The 13,723-nt window shown below is 72.8% G+C and carries 12 protein-coding genes; 10 read left to right on the top strand and 2 right to left on the bottom strand.

Going from position 1 to position 13,723, the window contains the following annotated elements; translation table 11 throughout:
• Positions 1 to 13: 13 nt before the first annotated feature.
• From OG927_RS05450 to OG927_RS05440, 3 genes are all read left to right on the top strand, one after another.
• Positions 14 to 1,168, top strand: a complete 1,155-nt coding sequence (locus OG927_RS05450) for a glycerophosphodiester phosphodiesterase (RefSeq protein WP_124282906.1) — start codon at positions 14 to 16, stop codon at positions 1,166 to 1,168.
• Positions 1,169 to 1,261: 93 nt separating this feature from the next.
• Complete coding sequence (locus OG927_RS05445) at positions 1,262 to 1,819, top strand: sigma-70 family RNA polymerase sigma factor (protein ID WP_056786786.1); 558 nt, start codon at positions 1,262 to 1,264, stop codon at positions 1,817 to 1,819.
• 37 nt (positions 1,820 to 1,856) lie between these two features.
• Positions 1,857 to 2,360, top strand: coding sequence for a GNAT family N-acetyltransferase (locus tag OG927_RS05440; RefSeq protein WP_056786789.1), 504 nt, complete (start codon positions 1,857 to 1,859; stop codon positions 2,358 to 2,360).
• Between the two features lie 22 nt (positions 2,361 to 2,382).
• Here the strand turns inward: OG927_RS05440 and OG927_RS05435 are convergent, their stop codons facing one another.
• Together OG927_RS05435 and OG927_RS05430 are read right to left on the bottom strand one after the other, a co-directional pair.
• Positions 2,383 to 2,826 (bottom strand): hypothetical protein, encoded by a 444-nt coding sequence (locus tag OG927_RS05435; RefSeq protein WP_056786792.1) that lies wholly within the window; start codon positions 2,824 to 2,826, stop codon positions 2,383 to 2,385.
• A 2-nt stretch (positions 2,827 to 2,828) separates the two neighbouring features.
• The gene (locus OG927_RS05430; protein WP_319100171.1) at positions 2,829 to 3,188 is read right to left on the bottom strand and encodes a hypothetical protein; all 360 of its coding nucleotides are present in this window, start codon (positions 3,186 to 3,188) and stop codon (positions 2,829 to 2,831) included.
• 618 nt (positions 3,189 to 3,806) lie between these two features.
• On the opposite strand from OG927_RS05430, the gene OG927_RS05425 reads away from it, so the two are divergent.
• The 7 genes from OG927_RS05425 to cobA all read left to right on the top strand — a co-directional run bounded on the left by OG927_RS05425 (position 3,807) and on the right by cobA (position 13,717).
• Positions 3,807 to 4,877, top strand: a complete 1,071-nt coding sequence (locus OG927_RS05425) for a methionine ABC transporter ATP-binding protein (protein WP_056786801.1) — start codon at positions 3,807 to 3,809, stop codon at positions 4,875 to 4,877.
• Positions 4,874 to 5,545, top strand: coding sequence for a methionine ABC transporter permease (locus OG927_RS05420; RefSeq protein WP_056786804.1), 672 nt, complete (start codon positions 4,874 to 4,876; stop codon positions 5,543 to 5,545). Before OG927_RS05425 ends, OG927_RS05420 begins: the two co-directional genes overlap by 4 nt.
• Before the next feature lie 72 nt (positions 5,546 to 5,617).
• Entirely contained in the window at positions 5,618 to 6,484 is an 867-nt protein-coding gene (locus OG927_RS05415; protein WP_056786807.1) for a MetQ/NlpA family ABC transporter substrate-binding protein, read from the top strand.
• Between the two features lie 102 nt (positions 6,485 to 6,586).
• Positions 6,587 to 7,273, top strand: a complete 687-nt coding sequence (locus OG927_RS05410; RefSeq protein WP_209470874.1) for a GNAT family N-acetyltransferase — start codon at positions 6,587 to 6,589, stop codon at positions 7,271 to 7,273.
• 120 nt (positions 7,274 to 7,393) lie between these two features.
• Positions 7,394 to 8,620: a precorrin-6y C5,15-methyltransferase (decarboxylating) subunit CbiE gene (gene cbiE / locus OG927_RS05405; protein WP_056786811.1), complete on the top strand. Its 1,227-nt coding sequence runs from the start codon at positions 7,394 to 7,396 to the stop codon at positions 8,618 to 8,620.
• 332 nt (positions 8,621 to 8,952) lie between these two features.
• Positions 8,953 to 12,237: a nicotinate-nucleotide--dimethylbenzimidazole phosphoribosyltransferase gene (cobT, locus tag OG927_RS05400; RefSeq protein ID WP_330319784.1), complete on the top strand. Its 3,285-nt coding sequence runs from the start codon at positions 8,953 to 8,955 to the stop codon at positions 12,235 to 12,237.
• A gap of 226 nt (positions 12,238 to 12,463) precedes the next feature.
• Entirely contained in the window at positions 12,464 to 13,717 is a 1,254-nt protein-coding gene (gene cobA, locus OG927_RS05395; RefSeq protein ID WP_056786814.1) for a uroporphyrinogen-III C-methyltransferase, read from the top strand.
• The last annotated feature ends 6 nt before the right edge of the window (positions 13,718 to 13,723 follow it).

Below are 13,723 nucleotides of genomic sequence, written 5' to 3'. Positions count from 1 at the left end.
GCGAGGAGCATTCATGACAGAGCAGGCGCAGACGAGCCCCGGCCGCCGGACCCTCCTGGGGGCGGCCGTGCTGGGCACGGCCGCCCTCGGACTGACCGGTACGGCGGACGCCGCCGAGAGGAGCCGGGGCGGCAGCGGCCACGGCTCCTACCGGGACCTGCCCAGGCCGACCGTCATCGGCCACCGCGGTGCCAGCGGCTACCGGCCCGAGCACACCCTCGGCTCCTACGAGCTGGCCCTGGACATGGGCGCGCACATCGTCGAGCAGGACCTGGTGCCCACCAGGGACGGCCACCTGGTCTGCCGCCACGAGAACGACATCACCGGGACCACGGACGTCGCCGACCACCCCGAGTTCGCGGGCCTCAGGACCACCAAGAAAGTCGACGGCGTCCCGCTCACCGGCTGGTTCACGGAGGACTTCACCCTCGCCGAGCTGAAGACCCTCCGCGCCACGGAGCGCATCCCCGGCAACCGGCAGGAGAACACCCTCTACGACGGCCGCTGGGAGATCCCCACCTTCGAGGAGGTCTTGCGCTGGGCCGACCGGGAGGGACGCCGGCGCGGCAAGCCCGTCTGGCTCTACGTCGAGACCAAGCACCCCTCGTACTTCCGGGGCCTCGGTCTCGGTCTGGAGGAGCCGCTCGCCCGGCTCCTGCGCCGCTACGGCCGGCACCGGGCGAACTCCCCGCTGATCCTGCAGTCCTTCGAGCCGGGCTCCATGCTGCGGCTGGCCGGGCTCGTCGCCACCCCGCGGGTCGTCCTGCTGTCCGGCCCCACGTCGCGGCCGTGGGACTTCGTGGAGTCCGGCGACCCGCGCACCGTCGCCGACCTGGTGAAGCCCTCGGGGCTGAAGTGGATCGCGTCCTTCGCGCAGGGCATCGGCCCCACCCTCGACCTGGTCATCCCCAGGGACGGCGCGGGACGGCTGACGTCGCCCACCGCCCTCGTCGCGGACGCGCACGCACGGGGCCTCGTCCTGCACCCGTACACGATGCGCAACGAGAACACCTTCCTGCCCGCGGAGTTCCGGCGCGGCACGGACCCGAACGCCTACGGCGACGTGTTCGGCGCCCTCCGCACGTACTTCGAGGCGGGCATCGACGGGATCTTCTCCGACAACCCGGACACCGCCCTGCTCGCGGCAGCCGACTTCGCGAGGGACTGAGGCACGCCCGTCAGCCGCCCGGCCGGGATGCCCCGGTCGGGTGGAGCTCCCCGCGCGGGGCAACCGCCCCGGCGGGGTGCGCGTTGACGGGGCATGACGCTTCCGGATCATGCTCCCCCGGCCTCGGACACAGCCCGGCGAGCCGCCGTCCGCACCCTGGGCCCGCTGGTCCACGCGGAGGCGACGGCCGAGGCCCCCGCCGCCGGGATCGACGCCGCGGACCTGGAACAGACCGTGTGGCTGCGGCTGCTGGAACGTCCGGCGGCCCGGGGCCTGCCCGTCGACCCCGCCCGCTGGGTCCGCTCCGTCGTCCGCGCCGAGGCGCGCACCGCACGCCGCAGGGCCCGGCGCGAGCACGCGTACGCCGCGGGCGGGCCCGTCGACGAGCGGGCCGGCTGCCCCGAGCGGATCGCCGTGGGCGCCGACGAACGCCGGGCGCTGCGCGCCGCGGTGGGACGGCTGCCCGGACGCTGTCCCCGGCTGCTGGCGGCGATGCTGGCCCCCCACGATCCGACGTACCGGGAGCTCGCGGGCGAGTTGGGTATGTCACAGGGCAGTTTGGGACCGATGCGTTCCCGATGCCTCGGATGTCTGCGCAGAATGCTCGCGGCGGAGGTTGTAGCTCCTGAACTGCGGGGAAAGGAGCGGTAGACAACCGGCGGACCAGGTGAGCGGGAGGCGTGCACACATGGGCACGAGTGTGACCATCTCGGCGGCGACGGCACAGGACGTCGAGCAGATCTTCAGGCTCCAGTACCTCTGTTTCCAGAGCGAGGCGGAGCTGTACGGCAACTACCGGATCGATCCACTCGTCCAGACCCTCGAATCCGTCCGTGGCGAAGTGGCCACGGACCTGGTGTTCGTGGCCCGGCTGGGGGAGGAAGTCGTCGGCTCGGTACGCGGCTTCACCGACGCCGAGGGCATCGGCCGGATCGGGAAGCTCTGCGTCCACCCCCGCCTGCGCGGGCACGGCCTCGGCACCCGCCTCCTGCGCGCCGCCGAATCGGGCCTGGCGGACGGGCGTTCGGCCACCCGCTTCCGGCTGCACACGGGTGAGCGGAGTGAAGGCAATCTGCGGCTCTACCGGAAGGCGGGCTACGCCCGGGTGGGCGACGCCACGGGCGAGGACGGCGTCCGTCTGATCCTGCTGGAGAAGGAGGCCGCGGCAGCGGCCTACGCCGCCAGCGCCTGAGCGACGGCGAGGGGGCGGCGGGTCACGCCGTCCGTGCGCGGCGCAGCCAGATCATCCCGGTGACCGGCAGGATCACCGGGATGAACAGGTAGCCCATGCCGAAGTCCGACCACACCGTGGCATCGGGGAAGGCGGTGGGCTCCACCAGCGTCCAGGTGCCCACGACCAGTACGCCCGCGAGCTCGGCGGCGCAGCACACCAGCGCCGCCCTGCGCGCTCTCTCCCCGCCCCGCACCAGCGAGTACGTGATGAAGCCGTACACGACGGCGGCGACGGCGGACAGTACGTACGCCAGCGGGGCCTTGCCGAAATCCATGATCATCTCGACGATCGAGCGGGACGCCGCGGCCACGGTGAACACCCCGTAGAACCAGACCAGTACGCGTCCGGGCCCGGAGCCCAGCTCGAACTGCTGCCTCTGCGGAGCGGGGGAGGCGGGCGCCCCGGTGCGGTCGGTGTCGGTCACGGTCAGCTTCCCCAGATGTCGTAGAGCCGTACTTCCAGCACGGCCAGCACGACCGCGCCCGCCGCCACCGTGACCGAACCCCAGCGGGTCCGCTCCGTCAGCGACAGGAAGCCCGCCGCCGGCACGGCCGCGAACGAGCCGATCAGATAGGCGATGAAGATCGTCATGCCCTGCTCCGGCCGCTCGCCCCGGGCCAGCTGCACGATCCCCACCAGCAGCTGGGCCAGCGCCAGCACGGAGACGACCGCCATGCCGATGAAGTGCCAGTCCTTCGTGGGCTGGTCCCGGTAGGCGGCGAGTCCGCACCAGGCGGCGAGGGCGAGCGCGGTCACGGCGACCGCGACCGTCAGGGCGTCAAGCATGCAGTGAGGGTATTACGGCGCCGTGGACGCTCCGCCTGCGGGCCCGGCGGCGGGCCGGTGCCGGGCCGGGCGCCGTGGAGGGCGCGGAGCGGTACCGGAAGGGTGGCCTTGGCCACAGCGCCCGCACGGCGAGGGTGGACCGCACCCCGGACGGACGCCGGGCCGGGAACCCTGTCGTCGCAGGTCACGGCGGTGCGCGCCGGAGGCCGACCGGGTCGGGAAGGTGAGCGGCGACCCCATCCACGGCTGTCCGCTATACGGACAGGCTGGATCGCCGGAACGTCACGTCTGTTTTACTGGGGCCCATGACCACGACGAGCTACCGCAGCCCTGCGACCGAGGCGATCACGACGCCCGGTGCTCGTTGTATGTGTCGAATGCGCGCCTTCTGAGGGTCCCCGCCCGAGCCTCGCGCCCCGAAGCGAGACCGAGCCCGCGCCGTCCGCATCCAGCGGATCGAGCCTGCCCGGGCATGTGCCGATCCCTGTGCCGACCGCGCCGGGACTCCCGCCGGTCGGCCACCGAGACCGCTGATACCGCTGAGAACCAGCCTCTTCAGACGTATGCCCCGTGCCCGGCGGACACCGCGCCGCGCACTCGACAGTGACGGAAACCCCTGTGATCACCACGACGGGCCTCACGAAGGTCTACCAGTCACGCGGCCGTGAGGTCACCGCCCTGGACGGCGTCGACCTGCACGTCCGTGAGGGCGAGGTCTACGGCGTCATCGGACAGAGCGGCGCCGGGAAGTCCTCCCTCATCCGCTGCGTCAACCTGCTCGAACGCCCCACCGCGGGCACCGTGACCGTCGCCGGCCAGGACCTCACCGCCCTCGCCGGCCGGGGCAGGCGTGCCGGCAAGGAACTCCGCGAGGCGCGCAGCCGCATCGGCATGGTCTTCCAGCACTTCAACCTGCTGGCCTCGCGCACCGTCCAGGGCAACATCGAACTGCCCCTGGAGATCCTGGGCGTCTCCGGACAGGCACGCACCCGCAAGGCACTCGAGCTCCTCGACCTCGTCGGCCTCGCCGACAAGGCGAAGTCCTACCCGGGCCAGCTCTCCGGCGGCCAGAAGCAGCGCGTCGGCATCGCCCGCGCCCTGGCGGGCGACCCCAAGGTGCTGCTCTCCGACGAGGCGACCTCCGCGCTCGACCCCGAGACCACCCGCTCCATCCTCCAGCTGCTGCGCGACCTCAACCAGGAGCTCGGCCTCACCGTCCTGCTCATCACGCACGAGATGGACGTCGTCAAGACGATCTGCGACTCCGCCGCGCTGATGAGGAACGGCCGCGTCGTCGAGTCCGGCACGGTCACCGGCCTGCTGGCCACGCCCGGTTCCGAGCTGGCCCATGAGCTGTTCCCCGTCGGCGGCACCGCCTCCGGCCCCGACCGCACGGTCGTCGACGTCACCTTCCACGGCGAGGCCGCCGCCCGCCCGGTGATCTCGCAGCTCTCCCGTACGTACAACATCGACATCTCGATCCTGGGCGCCGCGATGGACACCGTCGGCGGCAACCAGATCGGCCGGATGCGCATCGAGCTGCCCGGCCGCTTCGAGGAGAACGTCGTGCCGATCGGCTTCCTGCGCGAGCAGGGACTGCAGGCCGAGGTCGTGGACGGCGAACCCGCCGGTCCGGCCGGCATCCCCGCCCAGACCCCCGCCCCGCACAGCAAGGAGGTGGCGAAGTGACCTGGTCCGAAATGCAGCCACTGCTCACCCAGGGAACCATCGACACCCTCTACATGGTGCTCTGGTCCGCGGTCGTCACCGTCGCCGGCGGGCTGCCGCTCGGCATCCTGCTCGTCCTCACGGACAAGGGCGGACTGCTCCAGAACGTCCTGGTGAACAAGGTCATCGGCGTGATCGTGAACATCGGCCGCTCGTTGCCGTTCATCATCCTGCTGATCGCCCTGATCCCCTTCACCACGTGGGTCGTCGGCACTTTCATCGGTCCGTCCGCGATGATCGTCCCGCTGGCCATCGGCGCCATCCCCTTCTTCGCGCGGCTCGTCGAGACGGCCGTCCGCGAGGTCGATCACGGACTCGTCGAAGCCGTCCAGTCGATGGGCGGATCCATCCCCACGATCGTCCGCAAGGTCCTGCTGCCGCAGGCGCTGCCCTCGATCGTCTCCGGCGTCACCACGACCGTCATCGTGCTCATCGGCTACTCCGCGATGGCCGGTGCGGTCGGCGGCGAAGGGCTCGGCTCCAAGGCAGTCACCTATGGATTCCAGCGCTTCGACAACCAGTTCATGCTCATCACGGTCGTGCTGCTGATCGTCATCGTGACCGTGATCCAGCTGATCGGCGACGGAGCCGTACGCCTGCTGGCCCGCCGGGGCCGCACCACCTCCTGAGCCCCGTCACCCAACGAGCCCGAACTCCTTGTCCGGGCGTACCACCATCACCACCGGAAAGAGGCACTCTTCGTGCGCAAGAACATCAAGATCACCGCTGCAGCCGCCGCCACCGCCGCCCTCGCCTTCGGCCTCACCGCCTGCGGCACGGACTCCGACCCGGCAGCCAAGAGCGGGTCCGGCGCCGGCGCCGACACCTCCAAGGCACTCGTCGTCGCCGCGTCCCCGACGCCGCACGCCGACATCCTGAACTACGTCAAGAAGAACCTGGCGGACAAGGCGGGCCTCAAGCTCGAGGTCAAGGAGTTCACGGACTACGTCCTGCCGAACACCGCCACCGAGAGCGGCCAGGTCGACGCCAACTTCTTCCAGCACAAGCCGTACCTCGACGACTTCAACGAGAAGAACGGCACCCACATCGTGCCGGTCGTCAACGTGCACCTGGAGCCCCTCGGCCTCTACTCCAAGAAGGTCAAGGACGTCAAGGACCTCAAGGCGGGCCAGACCGTCGCCGTCCCCAACGACACCACCAACGAGGGCCGCGCGCTCCAGCTCCTCGCCGAGAACGGGCTGATCACCCTCAAGGACGGCGTCGGCACCAACGCCAAGCTCAGCGACATCACGGACAAGAAGGGTCTGGAGTTCAAGGAGCTGGAGGCCGCAACCGTGCCCCGCGCCCTGGACGACGTCGACGCCGCGGTGATCAACGGCAACTACGCCATCGAGGCCGACCTCGAGCCGGGCAAGGACTCCCTGGTCCTGGAGAGCGCCGACGACAACCCGTACGCCAACTTCCTCGCCGTCAAGGAGGGCAACGAGAAGGACGCCCGCGTCCAGAAGCTCGCGAAGCTCCTCAACTCCGACGAGGTCAAGAAGTTCATCGAGGACACCTACCAGGGCTCGATCATCCCCGCCTTCGGTGAGCCCGCCAAGTCCTGAATCCCGTAAGGCACTTGTCCGGCGAGCCCCGCACACCCGCGGCACGGTGTGCGGGGCTCCGCCGTGCGGACCCGCCCATGCGCGTCACCGCCTCCATGCTGCATGCTGTGTATCAACACGGTCTTCGGCATGGAGCTGCGCATGACTCACACCTTCCCGTCCATCTCCATCAGCACGGACAGGTTGGTGCTGCGCCCCTTCGACATGGCGGACGTCCCGGCGCACATCGAGATGATGAACGACGAGCTCGTCACGGCCTGGATCGACGGACCGCACCCCTACACCCAGGTGGACGCCGAACGGTGGGTCCGCAGGATCGCACCCGCCGAACGCACCCAGGGCAACGGCATCGTCTTCGCCGTCACCGAGTTCCTCACCCAGCGCCTCGTCGGCTCCGTCCGGCTCCTCAACACCGACTGGCGCACCCTGTCCACCGAGGTCGGATACATCACCGCCCCCTGGGCGCGTGGCGAGGGGTACGCCACCGAGTCCGTGCTCGCCCTCGCCGAATGGCTCTTCCGGGACCAGAAGTTCGAGCGCATCGAGCTGCGTACGCCCGCGGACAACACCTCCGCCCAGCAGGTCGCCCAGAAGCTGGGCTGCATCAGCGAGGGAGTCCTGCGCAACGCCCGGATAGCCCGGACCCGGACCGACAACGGCACGGACGGCGGCTGGACCGACATCAGGACCGACCTCATCGTCTGGGGACTCCTCCCCGAGGACCTCGAAGGCGTCGCGGAACAGCTGGCCGACGCGGGCGGCTACGGCACCTACAACGACTGGAACTGACGTCCTGCTCCCGGCCGCAGGAACCCCCGGCCGGGCCCGGGTACGGACCGGATACGCTCACCCTGCTCCGTCCACCCCGCGGGGGAGCCCCGCCCGCAGACACCCAGGAGACTGACGACGATGGCCGACCGGGTCACGGTGATCGGCTGGGACGGCTCGCCACTGACCAGAGCGGCCAGGGCGGCGCTCTCGGCCGCCACGCTCGTCGCCGGAGCCGCCCACCACCTCGCGCTCCCCGAGATCCCGGAGAGCGCCGAACGCATCCGTCTCGGCAGCATCGACCTGGCCGGCCGCCGGATCGCCGGCCACCGCGGCAGTCCCGTGGTGCTCGCCGACGGCGACCCCGGCTTCTTCGGCGTCGTCCGGGCCCTGCGCGCACCCGAACACGGCCTGGAGGTCGAGGTCGTCCCCGCCGTCTCCTCCGTGGCCACCGCCTTCGCACGCGCCGGAATGCCGTGGGACGACGCCCAGGTCGTCGTCGCCCACCCCCGCACCCTGCGCCGCGCCGTCAACGTCTGCCGCGCCCACCACAAGGTCGCCGTCCTCACCTCCCCGGGCGCGGGCCCCGCCGAGCTCGCCCTGCTCCTCGACGACGTCCACCGCACCTTCGTGATCTGCGAGGAGCTCGGCACCGAGCGTGAACGGGTCACGGTCCTCACCTCGGACAAGACCGCCGACCACACCTGGCGCGACCCCAACGTCGTCATCGTCATCGGGAGCGGCCCCGGAACCACCGCCACCGGCGCCTGGATCGCCGGCCGTACCCCCGCCTTCCCCGGAGGCGTCCGGGGCTGGGCCCTGCCCACCGGGGCGTACGGGCCGGACCGGGCGGAGAGCGGCGAGGGCGAGGCGCCCGGCCTGCGCGCCGCCCAACTGGCCCGCCTCGGACCGCGCACCGGCGACCTCGTGTGGGACATCGGCTCCGGCAGCGGCGCCCTCGCGGTGGAGGCGGCCCGCTTCGGCGCGGCCGTGCTGGCCGTGGACAGCGATCCGGACGCCTGCGCCCGCACGGCCGCCGCCGCCCGCACCTTCCAGGTGGCGGTCCAGGTGGTCCGGGGCAGTGCCCCGCACGTACTGGAGCGGCTCCCGGAACCCGACGTCGTACGGATCGGCGGCGGCGGTGTCCCCGTCGTGACGGCGGTCGCCGACCGGCGGCCGGAACGTATCGTCACCCATGCCTCGAACCGGGACGAGGCCGAGGCGCTGGGCTCCGCCCTCGCCGAGAACGGTTACACCGTCGAGTGCGCGCTGCTCCAGTCGGTCGAACTGGACACCTCCGCCTGGGCGGAACGTGAACGCTCCGTCGTGTTCCTGCTGTCCGGGGTGCGTTCCGACCTCGCCCCCTGAGGTGGTGCGGCCGAGCGCGAGGTAGGCTGACCGATTGTTGTACCGCACCTGGCCGTTCGACGGTTCGTTCGTCAATGTCCGGAAAAGTGGACCGTTTTGGTCCGCGATGTGGTACGGCGCAACCGGGGGACGCGCAACGTGGCGCAGTCCACAGCGAGCCGTGGCAGAAGTGTCTGCCGCGGCGGCGAACGACCGCGAGAATGTACAGCTCCGCGCGCGTTTCGTGCCGCGCGGCGAGCCCGCTCGTTCTTGTTGACGAGCACCGGCGTGCCGTGGTTCGGGCATCCCGGGCGAAGGGCCGAAGGAGCACTGACGATGGGCGAGGGGTACGCATGACTGACACCGGCCAGATCCCGGGCGAGGGACTGCCGGAGGACGCAGGCATGGTGGAGCAGCCGGCAGCCCCGGACGCCTACACCTTCCTCGACCCCTCCGAGCAGGCCCCCGAGGACGACGACCTCCTGCTGATGCCCGCACCCCAGGGCGCCTGGAGCGACGCGCCGGCCGTTCCCGAGCAGCAGTCGCAGTCCTCCGTGCAGATTCCGGCGCAGGGCCCCGCCACGGGCGGGGCGCACGCGTCCGGCTCCTTCGACCTCGGCGGGGTACGGATTCCCGCGCCCGCGCAGGCACCCGCCCAGGTCCCGGTGGCCGCCCAGGCCGCCGCCCCGGCCCGTCGCCCGCTGCACCGTGGTCCCGCATCCCCCGAGGCCCCTTCCTACGGGGGGACGCCCAGCGGGGGAGTGGTCCGTTCGCTCGCGGACCGGGGTCCGGCCGGCGCACCGCACAGCCCGGCGCCGGTACGGCAGGCCGGACCTCCGACGACCGGCCGCGAGCACTACGGAGTCCCGGCGGAGGACCCCTCCCGGCTGCCCGGCCCGCAGCTGGGAGAGATCCCGCCGCAGGGTGCGGCCCCGTGGGGCGCACCGGCACCCGAGCCGGTGACCCCGCCGCAGCCCGTCGCTCAGGCGGCGCCGGTGGCCGAGGTGGCGCCCATGGCCCCGCCGGAGCCCGTTGCCGAGGCGGCGCCGGTCGTCCCGTTCGAGCCCGTCGAGCCCGCGGTGCAGACGGAGCCGGTCGTCCAGCAGGAGCCCGCTCCCGCTCCCGAGGTCGAGCCCGCCCCCCTTCCCGAGCCGGTGGCTCCCGCAGAAACGGTCGTCCCGGAGCCGGTCGCCGCTGTGGCGCCGGAGGCGCCCGCCGAGCCGGTGGTACCCGTGGCGGCCGCTCCGGCCGAGGCCGCCGTCGAGGCCCCCTTCCTGCCGGCTGCCGCCGAGATGCCCCCGGCCGTGGACGTACCGGCCGAGGCAGCGGCTCCGGCCGCGCCCGTCGAGGAGCCCGTGCCCGTCGGACAGCCCGCGCCCGTCGCGGAGCCCGTGCCCGTCGGACAGCCCGCGCCCGCTGCCGACGCACCGGCGGCCCCCGCCGAGGTCGCACAGCCGGAAGCCCTCACACCGGCCCCCGCGCAGCCCGAGCCGGAAGCGGTCGCACCGCCCGAGCCCGAAGCGGTTGCGGTGACCGAGCCGGAAGCCGTCGCCGTACCTGAGCCCGCGACCCCGACCGCACCGGTCGTCATCGAGCCCGAGCCCGCTCCGGCCGCTCCGGAACCGGTGGCAGCCGAGGCCCCGGAGTCCCTGGACTCCCTGGAGGTCCTCGAGGCCGCGGAGTCCCCCGAGGCCGCCGCGCCCGTGCCGGCGGAGGTCCCGCTGTCCGGTCCCGTCGCCGCCCCGCCGGCCGGGGCCACCACCGAGCCGGAGCCCGGCACCGGCCCCGAGATCATCGAGACGCCGGAGGCCGCGGCCCCCGAGGCGGTGGTGCAGGAGGCCGAGGTCCCCGCCCCCGAAGCGGAGACGCCGGAGGCCCCGGCCCCGTCCGACGGGCCGGCCGCCTCCGCCCCCGCGCCCGGCTACGACGACGTCGAGCGTGAAGCGGTCCTCCGCGTCATGCGTGAGCGCCGCGACATCCGCAACGGCTTCCGCAGCGACCCCATCCCGCACGAGGTCCTCCTCCGCGTCCTCGAGGCCGCGCACACCGCCCCGAGCGTCGGCCACTCGCAGCCCTGGGACTTCGTCGTCATCCGCTCCGCGGAGACCCGGCGCTCCATGCACGAGCTGGCACAGCGTCAGCGCGAGGCGTACGCGAAGTCGCTGCCCAAGGCCCGGGCCAAGCAGTTCAAGGAACTGAAGATCGAGGCCATCCTCGACACGCCGGTGAACATCGTCGTCACCGCCGACCCCACCCGCGGCGGGCGGCACACCCTCGGCCGGCACACCCAGCCCCAGATGGCGCCGTACTCGTCCGCGCTCGCCGTCGAGAACCTGTGGCTCGCCGCCCGGGCCGAGGGCCTCGGCGTCGGCTGGGTCAGCTTCTTCGACGAGCGTGAGATGGTCCGTGCGCTGGGTCTGCCCGAGCACCTGGAGGTCGTCGCGTACCTCTGCGTGGGGTACGTCGACGAGTTCCCCGACGAGCCCGAGCTGATGCAGGCCGGCTGGTCCAAGCGGCGCCCGCTGTCCTGGGTCGTCCACGAGGAGACGTACGGCCGTCGTGCGCTGCCCGGGGAGGAGCCGCACGACCTGCTCCAGGAGACCATCTCCGCCATCCGCCCGCTGGACGCCAAGGCGCTCGGCGAGGCGTGGGAGCGCCAGAAGCGGATGACGAAGCCGGCCGGCGCGCTCGGCATGCTGGAGATCATCTCCGCCCAGCTGGCCGGCCTCTCCCGGATGTGCCCGCCCCCGATCCCGGAGCCCGCGGCCGTCGCGGTGTTCGCCGGTGACCACGGGGTGCACGCCCAGGGCGTGACCGCGTGGCCGCAGGAGGTCACCGGCCAGATGGTCGCCAACTTCCTCGGCGGGGGCGCCGTCTGCAACGCCTTCGCCGCCCAGGTCGGCGCCGAGGTCTGCGTGGTCGATGTCGGTGTCGCGTCCGAGCTGCCTGCGACGCCCGGCCTGCTCCCCCGGAAGGTCCGTCCCGGGACGGCCGACTTCACGACCGGGCCCGCCCTCACCCGCGAAGAGGTGCTCGCGGCGATCGAGGTCGGCATCGAGACCGCCCGGGACCTGGTCGCAGCCGGCAACAAGGGGCTGCTCACCGGCGAGATGGGCATCGCCAACACCACCGCTTCGGCCGCGCTGATCTGCGTGTACACCGGAATGGACCCGGCTGAGGTGACCGGTCGCGGTACCGGGATCAACGACGAGATGCACGCCCGCAAGGTCGACGTGGTCCGGCGTGGTCTGGAGCTGCACCAGCCCGACCCCGCGGACCCGATCGGGGTCCTTTCCGCGGTCGGTGGCCTGGAGCACGCCGCGATGGCGGGCTTCCTGCTGGGCGGTGCCTCGCTCCGCACCCCCGTGATCCTCGACGGAGTCAGCGCGGGGGCCGCTGCCCTGGTCGCCCGGGCGATCGCCCCCGAGGCGCTCGCCGCCTGCATCGCCGGACACCGCAGCGCGGAACCTGGCCATGTCGCCGCCCTCAACAAGCTGGGGCTGCGCCCCCTGGTCGACCTGGACCTCAGGCTCGGCGAGGGTACGGGCGCGCTGCTCGCGCTCCCCATCGTGCAGAGCGCGGCCCGCGCGATGCACGACGTGGCGACCTTCGACTCGGCGGGAGTGACGGAGAAGTAGCGGGCGCCCGGCACGGGCCGGGGCGCGCGTTCGAGCCCGTCCGGAGCTCGGTGACCGGGCGCCGGACGGAGGAAGCGGGCGGGTGGCCCGGGCCGGTTCCGCACCCACCCCCGCCCGGGCCACCCCGTATCGTGGTCCCACACTTCGCACAGCCGTACGTCACAGCCGCTCCACCGCCGCAGCGGCCCGCAGCACACCGCACCCTGCACGAGGAGCCCGCACGACCATGGCCGAGTACGACGATCACCCTGCCTACCCCGTCGGACTGCGCCTGAACGGGCGCCGCGTCGTCGTCGTCGGCGGCGGCCAGGTCGCACAGCGCCGGCTGCCCGCGCTCATCGCCGCCGGCGCCGACATCACCCTGGTCTCCCCGTCCGCGACCGCCTCCGTCGAGGCGATGGCCGACACCGGGGAGATCCGCTGGGAGCGCCGCAGGTACCAGGACGGCGACCTCACCGACACCTGGTACGCCCTCGTCGCGTCCTCCGACGCCGAGGCGAACGACGCGGCCTCGGCCGAGGCGGAGCGGACCCGTACCTGGTGCGTCCGCAGCGACGACGCGGAAGCGGCCACCGCCTGGACGCCGGCCACCGGCCGCAGCGAGGGCATCACCGTCGCCGTCCTCACCACGACCTCGCAGGGCCGCGACCCCCGCCACTCCGCCGCGGTCCGCGACGCCATCGTGGAGGGCCTGCGCGACGGAACCCTCGCCGCCCCGCACCACCGCACCCGTGCCCCCGGCGTCGCACTGGTGGGTGGGGGCCCCGGCGACCCCGACCTGATCACGGTCCGAGGCCGCCGCCTCCTCGCGGAGGCCGACGTGGTCATCGCGGACCGGCTCGGCCCCCGCGACCTGCTCGACGAGCTCCCGCCGCACGTCGAGGTGATCGACGCCGCGAAGATCCCGTACGGCCGCTACATGGCGCAGGAGGCGATCAACCAGGCGCTGATCGACCACGCCAAGGCGGGCAAGGCCGTCGTCCGGCTCAAGGGCGGCGACCCGTTCGTCTTCGGCCGCGGCATGGAGGAGGCCCAGGCACTGGCCGCCGAGGGCATCGCCTGCACCGTCGTGCCCGGGATCTCCAGCTCGATCTCCGTGCCGGGGGCGGCGGGAATCCCCGTCACCCACCGCGGTGTCGCCCATGAGTTCACCGTCGTCAGCGGCCACGTCGCCCCGGACGACCCGCGCTCCCTGGTCGACTGGGCAGCCCTCGCGCAGCTGCGCGGCACACTGGTCCTCCTGATGGCGGTCGACAAGATCGGCTCCATCGCCCGCGCCCTCATCGACCACGGCAAGTCCCCGGACACCCCCGTGGCCCTGGTCCAGGAGGGCACCACGGCCGCTCAGCGCAGGGTCGACGCGACCCTCGCGACCGTCGGGGAACGCGCCGCCGCGGAGGACGTACGCCCTCCGGCCGTGATCGTCATCGGTGAGGTCGTCGCCGTGGGCCCGGAGCCGTCCGGGCACTCCGCCGAGTAGCAGAGC

The organism is Streptomyces clavifer (genome assembly GCF_036345975.1).
In the GTDB taxonomy this organism is placed as follows: Bacteria; Actinomycetota; Actinomycetes; order Streptomycetales; family Streptomycetaceae; genus Streptomyces; species Streptomyces clavifer.
Note: the sequence above shows the minus strand (reverse complement) of the source record. Positions and strands in the feature narration are given on the sequence as shown.

Bases quoted from the DNA above. Each gene is read 5' to 3' on its own strand.
- OG927_RS05450 (WP_124282906.1), top strand. From the start codon at position 14: ATGACAGAGCAGGCGCAGACGAGCCCCGGCCGCCGGACCCTCCTGGGG.
- OG927_RS05445 (WP_056786786.1), top strand. From the start codon at position 1,262: ATGACGCTTCCGGATCATGCTCCCCCGGCCTCGGACACAGCCCGGCGA.
- OG927_RS05440 (WP_056786789.1), top strand. From the start codon at position 1,857: ATGGGCACGAGTGTGACCATCTCGGCGGCGACGGCACAGGACGTCGAG.
- OG927_RS05430 (WP_319100171.1), bottom strand. From the start codon at position 3,188: ATGCTTGACGCCCTGACGGTCGCGGTCGCCGTGACCGCGCTCGCCCTC.
- OG927_RS05410 (WP_209470874.1), top strand. From the start codon at position 6,587: ATGCTGTGTATCAACACGGTCTTCGGCATGGAGCTGCGCATGACTCAC.
- cbiE (WP_056786811.1), top strand. From the start codon at position 7,394: ATGGCCGACCGGGTCACGGTGATCGGCTGGGACGGCTCGCCACTGACC.
- cobT (WP_330319784.1), top strand. From the start codon at position 8,953: ATGACTGACACCGGCCAGATCCCGGGCGAGGGACTGCCGGAGGACGCA.
- cobA (WP_056786814.1), top strand. From the start codon at position 12,464: ATGGCCGAGTACGACGATCACCCTGCCTACCCCGTCGGACTGCGCCTG.